Raw genomic sequence first — 15,835 nt, 5'->3', positions numbered from 1 at the left:
CACTTAGCCTCTCTTCCAGCGCGTGCCTTGTGCTGTATCTTCCAAAATGATGTTCTGCTCTTTTAATTGGTCACGGATTTCGTCAGCCCGTGCGAAATCGCGGTTCTTGCGGGCTTCGATACGTTCTTCCAGTAACGCTTCGATTTCCGCATCCAAAAGCTCTGATTGCGCGAACGGCAAGCCAAGAACTCCCGCCAGCTCATCAAACACACCAATGAAGGTTTGAAGAATAAGTTCAGCCGTCTGTTTCTCAAGCAGGTACGTATTTGCCAGTTTCGCCAGGTCGAACAACTTCGAAATGGCATTCGCCGTATTGAAATCATCGTCCATCGTTTCGATGAATTCCTGCTTGATCGCATCGATTTTTGACAGCCAAATATCGTTATGGTCGCCAAGGCCGGCCGAATGCTCCAAGCGGTGTTTGACATTGCCATAAGCTGTGCGGATCCGCTCCATCCCCGCTTGCGCATCTTCTACCAACCCTTTGGAGTAATTGATCGGATGGCGGTAATGAACCGACAGCATGAAGAGGCGCAGCACTTGCGGGTCGAGTTCTTTTAAAATGTCATTGACGAGCACGAAGTTATTCAATGACTTGGACATTTTTTCGTTTTCAATATTGATATACCCGTTATGCATCCAATAACGCGCAAACGGCTTGCCAGTATAAGCTTCCGATTGGGCAATTTCATTTTCGTGGTGCGGGAATGTCAAATCTTGCCCACCGGCATGGATATCGATCGTATCGCCGAGGTGTTCTCTCGCCATCACCGAGCATTCAATATGCCAGCCCGGGCGTCCCTTGCCCCATGGGCTTTCCCAGGAAATTTCACCAGGTTTTGCCGCTTTCCATAACACGAAATCCAGGGCATCCTGCTTTTTGTCCCCCGCTTCGATACGGGCGCCAATCTTCAGTTCATCCACTGATTGGTGGGATAATTTTCCATACCCATCGAATTTACGCGTATGGTAATAAACATCGCCTTGCGATTCGTAAGCATAGCCTTTTTCGATGAGCGCTTCGATAAACTCGACGATTTGCGGCATATGCCCTGTAACACGGGGATGCACATCCGCCTCTGCGCAGCCGAGCGCTTTCGTGTTGTCGAAATAGGCATTGATAAAGCGTTCCGCAATTTCCGGCACTTCTTCGCCAAGTTCATTGGCCGCTTTGATCAATTTATCATCAACATCCGTGAAATTCGAAACGTATTTCACGTCGTAGCCGCGATATTCCAAATAACGGCGTACCGTGTCATAGACAATGACCGGCCGGGCATTTCCGATGTGGATATAATTGTAAACGGTTGGCCCGCATACATACATTTTCACTTTTCCTTCTTCCAGCGGTACGAACGCTTCTTTTTGGCGCGTCAATGAATTAAAAATCTGGATACTCATAAGGTTTTCCCTTCTTCCTGTTGCTGGTTGTTTTGTCGTTTTAATTGCTCCAATTCCCGCTGCAAAGCGGCGATTTTCATTTCCATGCCATCGCATTTATCCATGACAGGGTCCGGCATATTCTGATGGTTCAGATCCGGCTTTTTCACTTTGACGCCGTCCTGGATGACGACTTTTCCGGGGATGCCGACGACTGTCGAATTCGGCGGCACGTCTTTCAAGACGACCGACCCCGCTCCGACTTTGGAGTTTTCACCGACCGTAATCGAGCCGAGCACTTTTGCGCCAGTCGCGACCAACACGTTATCTGCTAAGGTAGGATGACGTTTGCCGCGTTCTTTACCGGTCCCGCCAAGCGTCACGCCTTGGTAGAGTGTCACATCGTTGCCGATTTCACACGTCTCCCCGACGACGACACCCATCCCATGGTCGATGAACAAACGACGACCGATGACCGCGCCCGGATGGATTTCAATCCCCGTGAAAAAGCGGCTGATCTGGGAAATCGCCCGCGCGATAAAAAACAGTTTCTTCTTGAAGAAGAAATGCGCCAAACGATGGGCCCAGATGGCATGCAGCCCAGCATACGTCAGTACCACTTCAAAATAACTGCGGGCAGCAGGGTCTTGTTCAAAAATGACATCGATATCTTCTTTCAGTAATTTCCACATTCGGCTTGCTCCTTTCTGTCCCAATATAAAAAGCGCCCCTGTCAATTGCTTGACAGAGACGCTTTCCCGCGCGGTTCCACTCTGATTAAAAGGACGTGTCCCTTTCTCTCGAAGCCTTTAACGCAGGCAAACGTCTGGTCTACTTGATTCGACTCAGCACTCGGGGAGGCATTTCAGGAACGCAGCGGCCCAGGTCACTTACAGCCGATGATGACCCTCTCTTTGGAGCATACTTTCCTTACTTCTTCCCGTCAACGTTTTGATAATTGGTAAATTCATTGTACACGCTTATGCGCATAAGTCAAAACTTTATGCCCCTGCGTATTGGCCGACGCGCGCAATCGCTTTGTCCTTGCCAAGTAGCGCAATCGCATCCGGCAATTCCGGGCCGTGTGTTTGGCCTGTCGTCACGACGCGGATCGGCATAAAGAGGTTTTTCCCTTTATGGCCGGTCGCTTTTTGCACCGCTTTGATCGCGGATTTGATTTCAGCTGGCTCGAATGCCTCAAGTGACGCCAATTGCTCCTTGAAAGCGGCCATGACTTCCGGTACCTGCTCGCCGCTCAAGACTTCTTTTTCTGCTTCGCCGTAATGCAGGTCATCAGTGAAGAACAGCTCGGACAATTCGACGATTTCTGCGCCGAAGCTCAATTGATCATGGTACAAGGCGATCAATTTCTCTGCCCACTGGGCTTGTTCTTCGGATAGCTCTTCCGGCAGTTTGCCCGCTTTTTGAAGATGCGGCAACGCCAAGGCAACGACTTCTTCAAGCGACATTTGCTTGATGTATTGGTTGTTCATCCACGTCAATTTCTGCTTATCGAACATCGATGGCGATTTCGACAAACGCTCGGTGTCGAAAATGCGGATCAATTCTTCTTTCGAGAAGATTTCCTCTTCGCCTTCCGGTGACCAGCCGAGCAGCGCAAAGAAGTTGAACAGCGCTTCCGGAATATAGCCAAGGTCTTTGTACTGGGAAATGAACTGGATGATCGACTCGTCACGCTTCGATAGCTTCTTGCGGTCTTCGTTGACGATCAAGGTCATATGGCCATAAGTCGGGTGCTCCCAGCCGAACGAATCGTAGACCATTTGCTGTTTCGGCGTATTCGACAAATGCTCTTCGCCGCGGAACACATGGGTGATCTTCATCAAATGGTCATCGATGACCACTGCGAAGTTATACGTCGGAATGCCGTTCGTTTTCACGACGACCCAGTCGCCGACATCTTTTGATTCGAATGAAATGTCGCCGCGCACCATGTCATCGAATTTATACGTGACATCGGCCGGCACTTTCATGCGAAGGGAATAGGTTTCGCCTGCTGCTTCTTTTTCAGCGACTTCTTCGGCCGTCAAATTGCGGCAGGTCCCACTGTACTGAGGCGCCGCAACACCAGAGGCACGCTGGGCTTCACGTTCTTTCTCGAGCGTATCAGGCGTACAGAAGCATTTATAAATGTCGCCTTTTGCCAATAGCTCATCAGCGTATTTCTTGTAAATATCCAAGCGCTCCATCTGGCGATACGGCCCATATTCCCCGCCCACATCAATCGATTCGTCATGCTCGATGCCGAGCCATTTCAAGTTATCGATCTGGGACATGACACCCGTCTCGATATTGCGGGCAGTATCCGTGTCTTCGATGCGGACGATGAATTTGCCATTCATATGGCGTGCATACAAATAATTGAATAGCGCTGTGCGGGCTCCGCCGATATGTAAATGGCCGGTCGGGCTCGGTGCATAGCGTACGCGTACTTCTTGTGTCATTTGATTTCCTCCTAAAATTGCCTTAATCCTTTAGTTATTCTATCACTCCGGAACGTCCAGCGAAAGCGGGCGCTGATTGAGCAAAATGACCGCGAGCGCCGCGATTCCTTCTTCCCGGCCGGTAAAGCCGAGGTGTTCGGACGTCGTCGCTTTGACGTTCACTTGTGAAATATCCGCTTCCAATAGCTCCGCAATCGACTCGCGCATTTGCTCGATGTATGGGGCAAGCTTCGGTTTTTGCGCAATGACCGTACAATCGACATTGCCGAGTTCATAGCCCTGTTCTTTTACATATTCCCAAATATGCGTCAGCAATTTCTTCGAATCGGCATCTTTGAATTCCGGGTCTGTATCCGGGAAATGCTTGCCGATATCTCCTCCGCCGATCGCGCCGAGTGCTGCGTCCGTGATCGTATGCAATAACACATCCGCATCCGAATGACCGAGAAGCCCGCGGTCGTGTTCGATTTCAACGCCGCCTAAAATAAACGGGCGTCCTTCTGCCAATTGATGCACATCGTATCCTTGTCCAATTCGTATCATCATTATTCCTCCTGTAATCGACTCGCAAGAATCGCTTGTCCGTAAATCAAATCATCCGGTGTCGTCATCTTGACGTTGTCATACGTGCTTTCGACAATCTGTACCGGACGCCCCATGCGTTCAACGAGCATCGCCTCGTCCGTCCCGAGGAATCCGTCGGCTTTAGCCCGTTGCGCCGCTTCCATCAACAATTCATAGCGAAATGCCTGCGGCGTCTGGATCATCCACAGTTCCGCACGGTCCACTGTTTCCGTAATGACGCCTTGGCGGGCTTTTTTGATCGTGTCTTTTACCGGCACGCCGGCAATCGCAGCACCCGAAAAATTAGCCCGCTCCACCAATTCACGGACAACGACTGGGCTGATGAACGGCCGCGCAGCGTCATGCACAAGCACCACTCCACACGGCCCTGCCATCTCAAGGCCCGCACGCACGCTGTCCTGGCGCTCAGCACCCCCTGTAGCATAGCCTTTGACTTTCTTGATTCCATACCGCTCGACATACTTCTCGATCAGCTCGCGCTCATCTTCCTTGACCGCAAGCCACATGCCTTCGCAATCCGGGTCCCGGTCGAACACTTCCAATGTATAAATGAAGATCGGTTTGCCGGAGAGCTCAAGCAATAATTTATTGCGGTCGGCTTTCATTCGTTTCCCGCTGCCGGCAGCAGGCAACACGACTGTATAGTTCATGACAGACATCCTTTATTTTTTTGATCCGTTTTTCTTCACAGCCAGTCCCTTAGGCTTGGCAAAAATCATTCGCCCTGCAGAAGTCTGCAAGACGCTTGTCACCACGACATCGATCGCCTCGCCAATATGGCCTTTGCCTTCTTCGATGACGATCATCGTACCGTCATCCAAATAAGCCACACCCTGATTTTGCTCTTTGCCGTCTTTGATGACGACCACATGCATCTCCTCGCCCGGAATTACGACCGGCTTCACCGCATTCGCAAGGTCATTGATATTCAAAACAGGCACATTATGAAGTTCACACACTTTATTCAAATTAAAATCATTCGTCACAACTTTCCCGCCCATCTTCTGGGCAGCGCGCATAAGCTTCATGTCCACTTCAGCCGCATCGCCGAAATCCTCTTCCGTAATCATGATCGCCCCGACGCGCTCTGTCTGCAGGCGCTTCAGGATATCCAGCCCCCGCCTGCCCCGCGTACGCTTTAACGTGTCGGATGAATCCGCAATATGCTGGAGCTCTGCAATGACAAATTGCGGCACAACAAAGGTTCCCTCCATAAAGCCGGTCTCTGAAATATCCGCAATCCGCCCATCGATGATGACGCTCGTATCGAGCAATTTATAGATCGACTTTTCCGCCGGTTCATCTTCCGGCTTTTTGCCGTTCGCAAGCTTTGCAGGCGTGAGCACTCCCGCCAGTTCATCGCGCTTTTGGAAACCGACCTGGAATCCCAAATAGCCAAGAACAACGGAAAGAATGATCGGCGCCACTGTGGCAATCAAAGGCACATCAATGGTATTCAACGCAAATCCGATCAAAAAGGCAACCACCAAACCGATAATCAGCCCGATGGTGCCGAACAATAAATCCGCTGCCGGGGCATGGAGCAGTTTGCCCTCCATCCATTTCATGAAATGGACAATCGAATCGACGAACAATAAGGACAAGACATAAAAAATCGCAGCACCGATAATGGCAGCGACATACGGGTTGTTGATCCATGGATTATTAGAGATAGAAATAAGTTCAAAAGCATATGGCAAAAACAAAATACCGACCGTAGCGCCTATTAGTAAAAACAATAGCTGAATAATTTTCCGAAGCATCTATTCCACCTCCTTCTCTTGATATTATACACGTTTTAAATGCGAAACTCTCTGCATAACCTTGCCCTGCCGCTAATAGAAAAAAAGAGGCATTGCTGCCCCTTATTGTTGCGGGAATAATTCCTTCAACGCCTCGTTTATAGTTTCAACACCAACGACGCGGATTCCTTCCGGAAAATCCCAACCGCCCATATTCGATTTCGGGATTATGGCACGCTTGAATCCAAGCTTCGCTGCTTCCTGCACGCGCTGTTCGATGCGCGACACCCGGCGCACCTCACCGGTCAACCCGACTTCCCCGATAATGCAATCATCCACTTTCGGCGCAATATCCCGGAAACTCGAGACGATGCTCGCGAGCACCGCCAAATCGATCGCCGGCTCATCCAGCTTCACGCCGCCTGCCACTTTAATATATGCATCTTGTGACTGCAGCATCAAACCGACGCGCTTCTCCAGCACCGCCATTAATAACGATACCCGGTTTTGGTCAATTCCAGTCGCCATCCGCTTCGGATAATTAAAACTCGACGGCGTCACCAATGCCTGAATCTCCACCAGTATCGGCCGTGTCCCTTCCATGGAAGCGACAACCGTCGATCCCGCTGTGCCGCTTGAACGTTCCTGCAAAAACAGCTCGGACGGATTCAATACTTCTTTCAATCCACCTTGCAGCATCTCAAAAATCGCAATTTCATTCGTCGAACCGAAGCGGTTTTTCACACTGCGCAAAATACGGTACGTGTGGTGGCGTTCCCCTTCAAAATAAAGCACGGTATCCACCATATGTTCCAAAATACGGGGCCCTGCGATCTGGCCTTCTTTCGTCACGTGCCCGACCAGGAAAATCGCGATGTTTTTCGTTTTCGCTACTCGCATCAATTCCGCCGTACTTTCGCGCACTTGTGTCACGCTGCCGGGTGCAGAGGTCACTTCGGGATGATAGACCGTCTGGATCGAATCGACAATCACGAAATCCGGCGCTACTTCTTCAATCGTATGATGGATCAGCTCCAAATTGGTTTCTGCAAAAATCAATAAGTCTCCTGACACCGCATCCAGCCGCTCCGCCCGCATTTTTGTCTGGCGAATCGACTCCTCCCCTGAAATGTACAACACTTTCTTGCCAGCTTTCGCAAGAAGCGCCGATACTTGCAAGAGCAAAGTCGATTTCCCGATCCCTGGGTCGCCCCCAATTAACACGAGAGAACCCGAAACAATGCCTCCGCCGAGCACACGGTTCAATTCATCCATTTCCATTTTTGTCCTTGGCTCTTCTTTCGTTTCGATCGAATTGATCGGTGTCGCTTTTTGGGCGATTTGCGGCGCGCTATGTTGGAATACGCCCCTTGTGCCTTTCGGTGCTGCAACTTCCGTTTCTTCTGTCATCGTATTCCATGCTGCACAACCTGGGCATTTCCCCATCCATTTGGCAGATTCATAACCGCAGGACTGGCAGATGAACTTTATTTTTTTCTTCGCCATAGTTACCTCCTATATATAGAAAAAGCCCGCCGGAGACATATCCGGCGGGCGGGATATCGTTACGATTTCTCTACGGCCCCTTCGTTTGTACGGACGATGAATTCTTCGCCTTGTACATCGAAGATGATTTTTTGCCCGGCAATTGCTGTGCCTTTCAACAACTCTTCAGACAAACGGTCTTCGACATGTTTTTGAAGTGAGCGGCGCAAAGGACGTGCTCCGTATTCCGGATCATACCCCTCTTTGGCAATTTTATCAAGCGCTGCTTCTGTCAGCTCCAGATCGATGTCCTGTTCTTTCAAACGATCCGTCAATTGCTGCGTCATCAGCTCGACAATCTTGCGCAAATCGTTCTTTTCAAGTGAATGGAAGACGATCATATCATCGACACGGTTCAAGAACTCAGGACGGAACGCTTTCTTCAATTCCGCGAGCATCTTGCCCTTCATGTCTTTATAATCTGTTTTCGTATCTTCCAAGTTAAAGCCAACATATTTATTGTATTTCAATTCCTGTGCACCGACGTTCGACGTCATGATGATTACCGTATTGCGGAAATCGACGCGGCGTCCCTTAGAATCCGTCAAATGCCCATCTTCAAGCACTTGCAAAAGGATGTTGAAGACTTCAGGGTGAGCTTTCTCGATTTCATCAAGCAAGACTACTGAATATGGCTTTCTGCGGACTTTCTCCGTCAGTTGGCCGCCTTCCTCGTAGCCGACATAACCTGGAGGTGAACCGACAAGGCGTGAAGTTGTATGGCGTTCCATGTACTCGGACATATCGATGCGGATCATCGCATCCTCATCGCCGAACATCGACTCAGCCAAAGCCTTCGCCAGCTCAGTTTTCCCGACGCCTGTTGGCCCTAGGAAAATAAATGAACCAATCGGGCGTTTCGGATCTTTCAATCCGGCACGCGCACGGCGGATCGCTTTCGAAATCGAAGTCACCGCTTCATCCTGGCCGATGACACGGCTATGGAGGATCTGCTCTAGATTAAGCAATTTATCGGATTCTGTCTGCGCCAATCTCGATACCGGCACGCCTGTCCACATAGAGACGACTTTCGCAATATCTTCAACTGTCACTTCGGATTCTTCCTTGCCTTGCTTTTCTTTCCATTCTTTCTTCGTCTGGTCGAGCTCATCCTTCAACTTCTGCTCGGCATCGCGAAGAGAAGCCGCTTTTTCAAATTCCTGGCTCTGCACCGCTTCATTCTTTTCAGAACGCGCAGCTTCAAGACGCGCCTCAAGCTCTTTCAAATCTGGTGGAGTCGTATACGAACGCAAACGCACTTTCGAACCGGCCTCATCGATTAAATCGATCGCTTTATCCGGCAAGAAGCGGTCAGAGATATAGCGGTCAGACATTTTCGCTGCCGCAACAATCGCTTCATCAGTAATTTTCACGCGATGATGCGCTTCGTAGCGGTCACGCAAGCCTTTGATGATTTCGATTGATTCTTCAACCGTCGGCTCGTCCACTTGAATCGGTTGGAAACGGCGCTCAAGCGCTGCATCTTTCTCGATGTACTTGCGGTACTCATCCAATGTTGTCGCACCGATGCACTGCAATTCGCCACGTGCAAGGGATGGTTTCAAGATATTCGAAGCATCAATTGCACCCTCAGCTCCGCCAGCACCGATCAATGTATGAAGCTCATCGATGAAGAGAATGACATTGCCTGCTTGGCGTATTTCATCCATCACTTTTTTCAAGCGGTCTTCAAACTCACCGCGGTATTTCGTTCCGGCAACCACCGTACCCATATCAAGAACCATAACGCGTTTGTCGCGAAGTGTCTCCGGAATTTCATTATTAACAATCTGTTGCGCAAGTCCTTCTGCAATGGCAGTTTTACCGACACCAGGCTCCCCGATCAATACCGGGTTGTTTTTTGTTCTGCGGCTCAATACTTCAATCACACGCGTGATTTCGTCACTGCGCCCAATCACAGGATCCAAGCTTCCTTCACGCGCAACTTGTGTCAAGTCGCGTGCCAAACCATCCAGAGTCGGCGTATTGGCAGATGCATTCGGGCTCGTGCCAGTAGAAGCCTGTTCATTGCTGCCGAGCAGCTGCAATACTTGCTGGCGCGCTTTGTTCAAGCTGACACCGGCATTCCCAAGAACACGTGCAGCGACGCCTTCACCTTCACGGATAAGCGCAAGCAACAAATGTTCTGTGCCGATGTAAGAATGGCCGAGCTTGCGGGATTCATCAACAGACAGCTCGATTACTTTTTTAGCCCGCGGCGTATAATGAACGATCGGGCCGACGTCTTTTTCTCCGACACCGACTAGTTCTTTGACACCGTCTTCAATCAATTGTGTATTCACTTCAATCGCTTCAAGCGCTTTGGCAGCTATTCCGCCGCCTTCTCGGATCAAACCAAGCAAAATATGCTCTGTGCCGATCGATTCGTGCTTCATGCGGATGGCCTCTTCTTGAGCTAATTGAAGAACTTTCTGTGCGCGTTGCGTAAATCGGTTGAACATCATGCAAAATCCTCTCCTTTTTTATTTATCCCGTTATCGACTAACCTTTCCCGGAACAATTTCGCTCGGGCAAGGTCACGTTCCTTCGCTTCTAATGGACGCCCTGCATACTGCTGCAGAAACGCAGGCTGCATAAAGACCATCAATTCATTCAGTATCGACATGTCCACATCGGTAATTAGATTGAGGTCGATGCCGAGTCTGACATCTGACAAACAAGTCGCAGCTTCTTCCGTATTCAACAGGCGGGCATGGGTCAAAACGCCCAACGACCGGTAAACCCTATCTTCTAAGAGCAATGGGGAATTTGCATTCAAAGCTTCCCTTGCTCTTCGTTCCTGTTCAATAATTTGCTCGGTCATGTTTTGCAAATCCTGCAAAATTTCATATTCCGATTTCCCTAATGTTACTTGATTGGAAATCTGGTATACATTACCAAGCGCTTCACTTCCTTCACCGTAAATCCCTCTAACAACCATCCCCAGACGGGATATAGCCGGGATGATCCGGTTGATTTGGTGGGACATAGTCAAGGCAGGTAAATGAAGCATGACCGAAGCACGCATACCTGTACCAGTATTAGTAGGGCAGCTGGTCAAGTAACCAAATTTCTCATGAAAAGCATAAGAAAGATGATCTTCTAAAAGCGAATCCATTTTATTTGCTATATCATACGCTTCCTGCAAATGAAAACCCGACTGCAAACTTTGGATTCGCAAATGATCTTCTTCATTAATCATGATGCTAAGCTCTTCTTCATCAGACAATAATACCGCACTCGAATGTTGGCTATTAGCTAAATAAGGGCTGATCAAATGCTTTTCCACTAACACTTCACGTTGCAAATCATTCAATTCTTCAACGTTGATATGAGTAAACCCATATCCCAATTCTTTTCCTTGGTCCAATAAAACTGAAGAAACAGCTTTATCGACTTTTAATGCTTCATCTTCAGAAAAAGCGTAAGGAAATTTAAATTCTTCTAAATTCCGGGCCAGCCGGATTCTTGTACTCATTGCTATATCCACGTGCTCACCGTTATTAGCCATCCAACTGCTTGCCCGTGGTTGAAGGAAACGGTCAATTGCCAATGTCCCCACCTCCTTCAAGCTTCTCATTCAAGACTTTTACTTGATCACGCAGCCGTGCAGCTTCTTCAAAGTTCTCAGCTTGTATTGCAGCCTGCATTTGTTTTCGCAGTTCTTCTATTTCTTTTTTAATTTTCAACGTCGTCCCATACGAAGCAGGAATCTTCCCTGTATGTTCAGTGTTTCCATTCTGTACTCGCTTTAAAATCTCAGTTAGTTGAGGCGAGAAAGTGCTATAGCACTCAGCACAGCCAAACTTACCAAGACTCAAGAATTTTTGGAAAGTAAACCCACATGACGGGCATGTTGGAACTTCTTTTCTTTTAGGGCTAACAGCTGCTTGCTGCTTCGGAAACCAATTAGCTAATAAATTATGGATTGCCATCGGATCTTGGTCAAAAGAAAAATTGATATTATGATTTTCTGCTGCACAAACGTGACAAAGATGCCGTTCCGTTAAATGGCCTTGCTGGTTTTGCTTCACGATCACTGTAGCTGGCCGTTCCCCGCATTGTTCACAAATCACTTGATCACTCCTTGCCCATTCGACTCATATTGAATAGTAAACAACATAGCCACTAAAATTCGCGCCCGTACTTCATCTCGTACAGGAAGAGGCAGCCTGAGAGTAGACCGATCAATGGCACTCAAAATTAATTTAGCTTCACGCTTTGATATAACTTCTTCACTTAAAAGCCTCCATACAATATCTTCAGCCATAGTTTGTGAAGCACCAGTTTCCAATCGATTAATAATTTGAGCGATTAAATCTGATTTTTTATGAAGGCGTATTTTCCTGATACGAATATATCCGCCTCCGCCTCGCTTACTTTCTACAGAGTATCCACGATCTAATGTAAATCTAGTGTTTATCACATAATTAATTTGAGATGGAACGCATTGAAATTTCTCTGCAACTTCACTTCGCTTAATTTCAACATGGTCCTTACCGCTTATTTCGATAATCTCTTTTAAATAACCTTCAATTATATCTGAAATATTCCGCATCGCTTTCACCTCTTTAGCGTTTTAATGCGCTAATGATTGACTTTGACTATATTTGACTTAATTATACATAAGCGTTTTGCGGATATCAAATACTTAGTTTGGGACAGAAAAAGTCTCGGGTAGAATATCCCGAGACCCCTTATTCTTGATCCATCATCCGTTTCATAAAATCTTTAGTATGGCTCGATACTGAACGGGTTTTTTCTTCAACGTACTTAGTTCTCCAACGTGTACCTTCTTGCCACACTTCTACTACATCCCCATTATTTACATCGTGAGTGAAATTTTCCACAGGAAAGGTATATTGCTCAGCAGAGTCTTTCAATGAAACTAATACCGCAGTTCTTTTGTCGACAATTTTCACTTTGTATAAACCAGCTTTCATAAACCTTCACCTCATTTCTTTTTTCCCTTTATAATATAATTTCAATCCTTTTTTAAAATTTTCATACAAAAAAAGCCGTTACCGGAATGAACCGGTAACGGCTTTGCTGCTTGCCCAGCGACGTCCTACTCTCACAGGGGGAGACCCCCAACTACCATCGGCGCAAAAGAGCTTAACTTCCGTGTTCGGGATGGGAACGGGTGTGGCCTCTTTGCCATCATCACTGGACTTTTTTGAGCTTGTTCGCTCAAAACTGGATAAATCGACATTGGGGGAAACGTGCGTTTCAGTTGGTTGGTTAAGTCCTCGATCGATTAGTATTCGTCAGCTGCACGTGTCGCCACGCTTCCACCCCGAACCTATCTACCTCATCGTCTTTGAGGGATCTTACTTGCTTGCGCAATGGGAAATCTCATCTTGAGGGGGGCTTCGTGCTTAGATGCTTTCAGCACTTATCCCGGCCACACATAGCTACCCAGCGATGCTCTTGGCAGAACAACTGGTACACCAGCGGTGTGTCCATCCCGGTCCTCTCGTACTAAGGACAGCTCCTCTCAAATTTCCTGCGCCCGCGACGGATAGGGACCGAACTGTCTCACGACGTTCTGAACCCAGCTCGCGTACCGCTTTAATGGGCGAACAGCCCAACCCTTGGGACCGACTACAGCCCCAGGATGCGATGAGCCGACATCGAGGTGCCAAACCTCCCCGTCGATGTGGACTCTTGGGGGAGATAAGCCTGTTATCCCCGGGGTAGCTTTTATCCGTTGAGCGATGGCCCTTCCATGCGGAACCACCGGATCACTAAGTCCGTCTTTCGACCCTGCTCGACCTGTCCGTCTCGCAGTCAAGCTCCCTTGTGCCTTTACACTCTGCGAATGATTTCCAACCATTCTGAGGGAACCTTTGAGCGCCTCCGTTACTCTTTAGGAGGCGACCGCCCCAGTCAAACTGCCCGCCTGACACTGTCTCCCAAGCCGCTTAGGCTTGTGGGTTAGAAGTTCAATACAACCAGGGTAGTATCCCACCGACGCCTCCCCCGAAGCTGGCGCTCCGGGTTCTCTGGCTCCTACCTATCCTGTACAAGTTGCACCAAAATTCAATATCAGGCTACAGTAAAGCTCCACGGGGTCTTTCCGTCCTGTCGCGGGTAACCTGCATCTTCACAGGTACTATAATTTCACCGAGTCTCTCGTTGAGACAGTGCCCAGATCGTTACGCCTTTCGTGCGGGTCGGAACTTACCCGACAAGGAATTTCGCTACCTTAGGACCGTTATAGTTACGGCCGCCGTTTACTGGGGCTTCGGTTCGCACCTTCGCTTGCGCTAAGCACTCCCCTTAACCTTCCAGCACCGGGCAGGCGTCAGCCCCTATACGTCACCTTACGGTTTTGCAGAGACCTGTGTTTTTGCTAAACAGTCGCCTGGGCCTATTCACTGCGGCTCTCTCGGGCTATTCACCCTACCAGAGCACCCCTTCTCCCGAAGTTACGGGGTCATTTTGCCGAGTTCCTTAACGAGAGTTCACTCGCTCACCTTAGAATTCTCTTCTCGCCTACCTGTGTCGGTTTGCGGTACGGGCACCTCCCGCCTCGCTAGAGGCTTTTCTTGGCAGTGTGAAATCAGGGACTCTGAGGTCAAACCTCTTGCCATCACTGCTTGATGTATACAGAAACGGGATTTGCCTCGTTTCTCATCTCACAACTTGGACGTGCACAACCAACGGCACGCTCACCCTATCCTTCTGCGTCCCCCCATTACTCAAACGGCGGGGAGGTGGTACAGGAATATCAACCTGTTGTCCATCGTCTACGCCTATCGGCCTCGACTTAGGTCCCGACTAACCCTGAGCGGACGAGCCTTCCTCAGGAAACCTTAGGCATTCGGTGGACGGGATTCTCACCCGTCTTTCGTTACTCATACCGGCATTCTCACTTCTAAGCGCTCCACCAGTCCTTCCGGTCTGACTTCACCGCCCTTAGAACGCTCTCCTACCACGGACATCTCAGATGTCCATCCACAGCTTCGGTAATCCGTTTAGCCCCGGTACATTTTCGGCGCAGTGTCACTCGACCAGTGAGCTATTACGCACTCTTTAAATGATGGCTGCTTCTAAGCCAACATCCTGGTTGTCTAAGCAACGCCACATCCTTTTCCACTTAACGGATATTTGGGGACCTTAGCTGGTGGTCTGGGCTGTTTCCCTCTTGACTACGGATCTTATCACTCGCAGTCTGACTCCCAAGCATAAATCACTGGCATTCGGAGTTTGTCTGAATTCGGTAACCCGGGATGGGCCCCTAGTCCAAACAGTGCTCTACCTCCAGGATTCTCTATCTTGAGGCTAGCCCTAAAGCTATTTCGGAGAGAACCAGCTATCTCCAGGTTCGATTGGAATTTCTCCGCTACCCACACCTCATCCCCGCACTTTTCAACGTGCGTGGGTTCGGGCCTCCAGTAAGTGTTACCTTACCTTCACCCTGGACATGGGTAGATCACCTGGTTTCGGGTCTACAACTGCATACTCATTCGCCCTGTTCAGACTCGCTTTCGCTGCGGCTCCGGCTTCTCACCTTAACCTTGCATGCAATCGTAACTCGCCGGTTCATTCTACAAAAGGCACGCTATCACCCATTAACGGGCTCTAACTACTTGTAGGCACACGGTTTCAGGATCTCTTTCACTCCCCTTCCGGGGTGCTTTTCACCTTTCCCTCACGGTACTGGTTCACTATCGGTCACTAGGGAGTATTTAGCCTTGGGAGATGGTCCTCCCGGATTCCGACGGAATTTCACGTGTTCCGCCGTACTCAGGATCCACTCTGGAGGGAATGCACTTTCAGCTACGGGGCTCTTACCCTGTCTCGCGGACCGTTCCAGGTCGCTTCGCCTAATCCATTCCTTTGTAACTCCGTATAGAGTGTCCTACAACCCCAGAAGGCAAGCCTTCTGGTTTGGGCTGTTCCCGTTTCGCTCGCCGCTACTTGGGGAATCGCATTTGCTTTCTCTTCCTTCAGGTACTTAGATGTTTCAGTTCCCTGAGTCTGCCTTCTCATGTGCTATGAATTCACACATGGATACTGCTCCATTACGAACAGTGGGTTTCCCCATTCGGAAATCCCCGGATCACAGCTCACTTACAGCTCCCCGAGGCATATCGGTGTTAGTGCCGTCCT

At 49.1% G+C, this 15,835-nt stretch carries 12 protein-coding genes, 2 rRNA genes and 1 other annotated feature (1 of these 15 only partly in view); all 14 genes read right to left on the bottom strand.

Annotated elements, in window-relative coordinates; translation table 11 throughout:
• Window positions 1–3: 3 nt before the first annotated feature.
• Window positions 4–1,401 carry a cysteine--tRNA ligase gene (cysS, locus tag BBI15_RS00525; RefSeq protein ID WP_068871308.1) on the bottom strand — a complete coding sequence of 466 codons (1,398 nt, stop codon included), beginning with the start codon at window positions 1,399–1,401 and terminating at the stop codon, window positions 4–6.
• Window positions 1,398–2,072: a serine O-acetyltransferase gene (gene cysE / locus BBI15_RS00520; protein ID WP_068871306.1), complete on the bottom strand. Its 675-nt coding sequence runs from the start codon at window positions 2,070–2,072 to the stop codon at window positions 1,398–1,400. Before cysE ends, cysS begins: the two co-directional genes overlap by 4 nt.
• Before the next feature lie 51 nt (window positions 2,073–2,123).
• Window positions 2,124–2,336, bottom strand: a binding site (T-box leader).
• 45 nt (window positions 2,337–2,381) lie between these two features.
• Complete coding sequence (gene gltX, locus BBI15_RS00515) at window positions 2,382–3,845, bottom strand: glutamate--tRNA ligase (RefSeq protein ID WP_068871304.1); 1,464 nt, start codon at window positions 3,843–3,845, stop codon at window positions 2,382–2,384.
• A gap of 42 nt (window positions 3,846–3,887) precedes the next feature.
• Entirely contained in the window at window positions 3,888–4,388 is a 501-nt protein-coding gene (ispF, locus tag BBI15_RS00510) for a 2-C-methyl-D-erythritol 2,4-cyclodiphosphate synthase (RefSeq protein WP_068871302.1), read from the bottom strand.
• Between the two features lie 2 nt (window positions 4,389–4,390).
• A complete protein-coding gene (gene ispD / locus BBI15_RS00505; RefSeq protein WP_068871300.1) occupies window positions 4,391–5,080 on the bottom strand; it encodes a 2-C-methyl-D-erythritol 4-phosphate cytidylyltransferase in 690 nt (229 codons plus the stop codon).
• A gap of 12 nt (window positions 5,081–5,092) precedes the next feature.
• A complete protein-coding gene (locus BBI15_RS00500) occupies window positions 5,093–6,193 on the bottom strand; it encodes a PIN/TRAM domain-containing protein (RefSeq protein ID WP_068871298.1) in 1,101 nt (366 codons plus the stop codon).
• Window positions 6,194–6,295: 102 nt separating this feature from the next.
• A complete protein-coding gene (radA, locus tag BBI15_RS00495) occupies window positions 6,296–7,678 on the bottom strand; it encodes a DNA repair protein RadA (protein ID WP_068871296.1) in 1,383 nt (460 codons plus the stop codon).
• A gap of 59 nt (window positions 7,679–7,737) precedes the next feature.
• Window positions 7,738–10,182 carry an ATP-dependent Clp protease ATP-binding subunit gene (locus tag BBI15_RS00490; RefSeq protein WP_068871294.1) on the bottom strand — a complete coding sequence of 815 codons (2,445 nt, stop codon included), beginning with the start codon at window positions 10,180–10,182 and terminating at the stop codon, window positions 7,738–7,740.
• Entirely contained in the window at window positions 10,179–11,270 is a 1,092-nt protein-coding gene (locus BBI15_RS00485; protein WP_068871292.1) for a protein-arginine kinase McsB, read from the bottom strand. The genes BBI15_RS00490 and BBI15_RS00485 overlap by 4 nt, the downstream gene beginning before the upstream one ends.
• Complete coding sequence (locus BBI15_RS00480) at window positions 11,260–11,793, bottom strand: UvrB/UvrC motif-containing protein (RefSeq protein WP_068871290.1); 534 nt, start codon at window positions 11,791–11,793, stop codon at window positions 11,260–11,262. Before BBI15_RS00480 ends, BBI15_RS00485 begins: the two co-directional genes overlap by 11 nt.
• Window positions 11,790–12,275, bottom strand: a complete 486-nt coding sequence (locus tag BBI15_RS00475; RefSeq protein WP_068871288.1) for a CtsR family transcriptional regulator — start codon at window positions 12,273–12,275, stop codon at window positions 11,790–11,792. Before BBI15_RS00475 ends, BBI15_RS00480 begins: the two co-directional genes overlap by 4 nt.
• 139 nt (window positions 12,276–12,414) lie before the next feature.
• Window positions 12,415–12,660 (bottom strand): hypothetical protein, encoded by a 246-nt coding sequence (locus BBI15_RS00470; RefSeq protein WP_068871286.1) that lies wholly within the window; start codon window positions 12,658–12,660, stop codon window positions 12,415–12,417.
• 112 nt (window positions 12,661–12,772) lie between these two features.
• A 5S ribosomal RNA gene (rrf, locus tag BBI15_RS00465) occupies window positions 12,773–12,888 on the bottom strand.
• 66 nt (window positions 12,889–12,954) lie between these two features.
• Window positions 12,955–15,835, bottom strand: a 23S ribosomal RNA gene (locus tag BBI15_RS00460) (it continues 52 nt past the right edge of the window).

The organism is Planococcus plakortidis (assembly GCF_001687605.2).
Classification (GTDB): Bacteria; Bacillota; Bacilli; order Bacillales_A; family Planococcaceae; genus Planococcus; species Planococcus plakortidis.
Note: the sequence above shows the minus strand (reverse complement) of the source record. Positions and strands in the feature narration are given on the sequence as shown.

What these genes read in the sequence shown, in the direction of transcription:
- cysE (WP_068871306.1), bottom strand. Translation starts at nt 2,072, where the DNA reads ATGTGGAAATTACTGAAAGAAGATATCGATGTCATTTTTGAACAAGAC.
- BBI15_RS00470 (WP_068871286.1), bottom strand. Translation starts at nt 12,660, where the DNA reads ATGAAAGCTGGTTTATACAAAGTGAAAATTGTCGACAAAAGAACTGCG.
- BBI15_RS00475 (WP_068871288.1), bottom strand. Translation starts at nt 12,275, where the DNA reads ATGCGGAATATTTCAGATATAATTGAAGGTTATTTAAAAGAGATTATC.
- ispD (WP_068871300.1), bottom strand. Translation starts at nt 5,080, where the DNA reads ATGAACTATACAGTCGTGTTGCCTGCTGCCGGCAGCGGGAAACGAATG.
- cysS (WP_068871308.1), bottom strand. Translation starts at nt 1,401, where the DNA reads ATGAGTATCCAGATTTTTAATTCATTGACGCGCCAAAAAGAAGCGTTC.
- BBI15_RS00500 (WP_068871298.1), bottom strand. Translation starts at nt 6,193, where the DNA reads ATGCTTCGGAAAATTATTCAGCTATTGTTTTTACTAATAGGCGCTACG.
- gltX (WP_068871304.1), bottom strand. Translation starts at nt 3,845, where the DNA reads ATGACACAAGAAGTACGCGTACGCTATGCACCGAGCCCGACCGGCCAT.
- radA (WP_068871296.1), bottom strand. Translation starts at nt 7,678, where the DNA reads ATGGCGAAGAAAAAAATAAAGTTCATCTGCCAGTCCTGCGGTTATGAA.
- ispF (WP_068871302.1), bottom strand. Translation starts at nt 4,388, where the DNA reads ATGATACGAATTGGACAAGGATACGATGTGCATCAATTGGCAGAAGGA.
- BBI15_RS00490 (WP_068871294.1), bottom strand. Translation starts at nt 10,182, where the DNA reads ATGATGTTCAACCGATTTACGCAACGCGCACAGAAAGTTCTTCAATTA.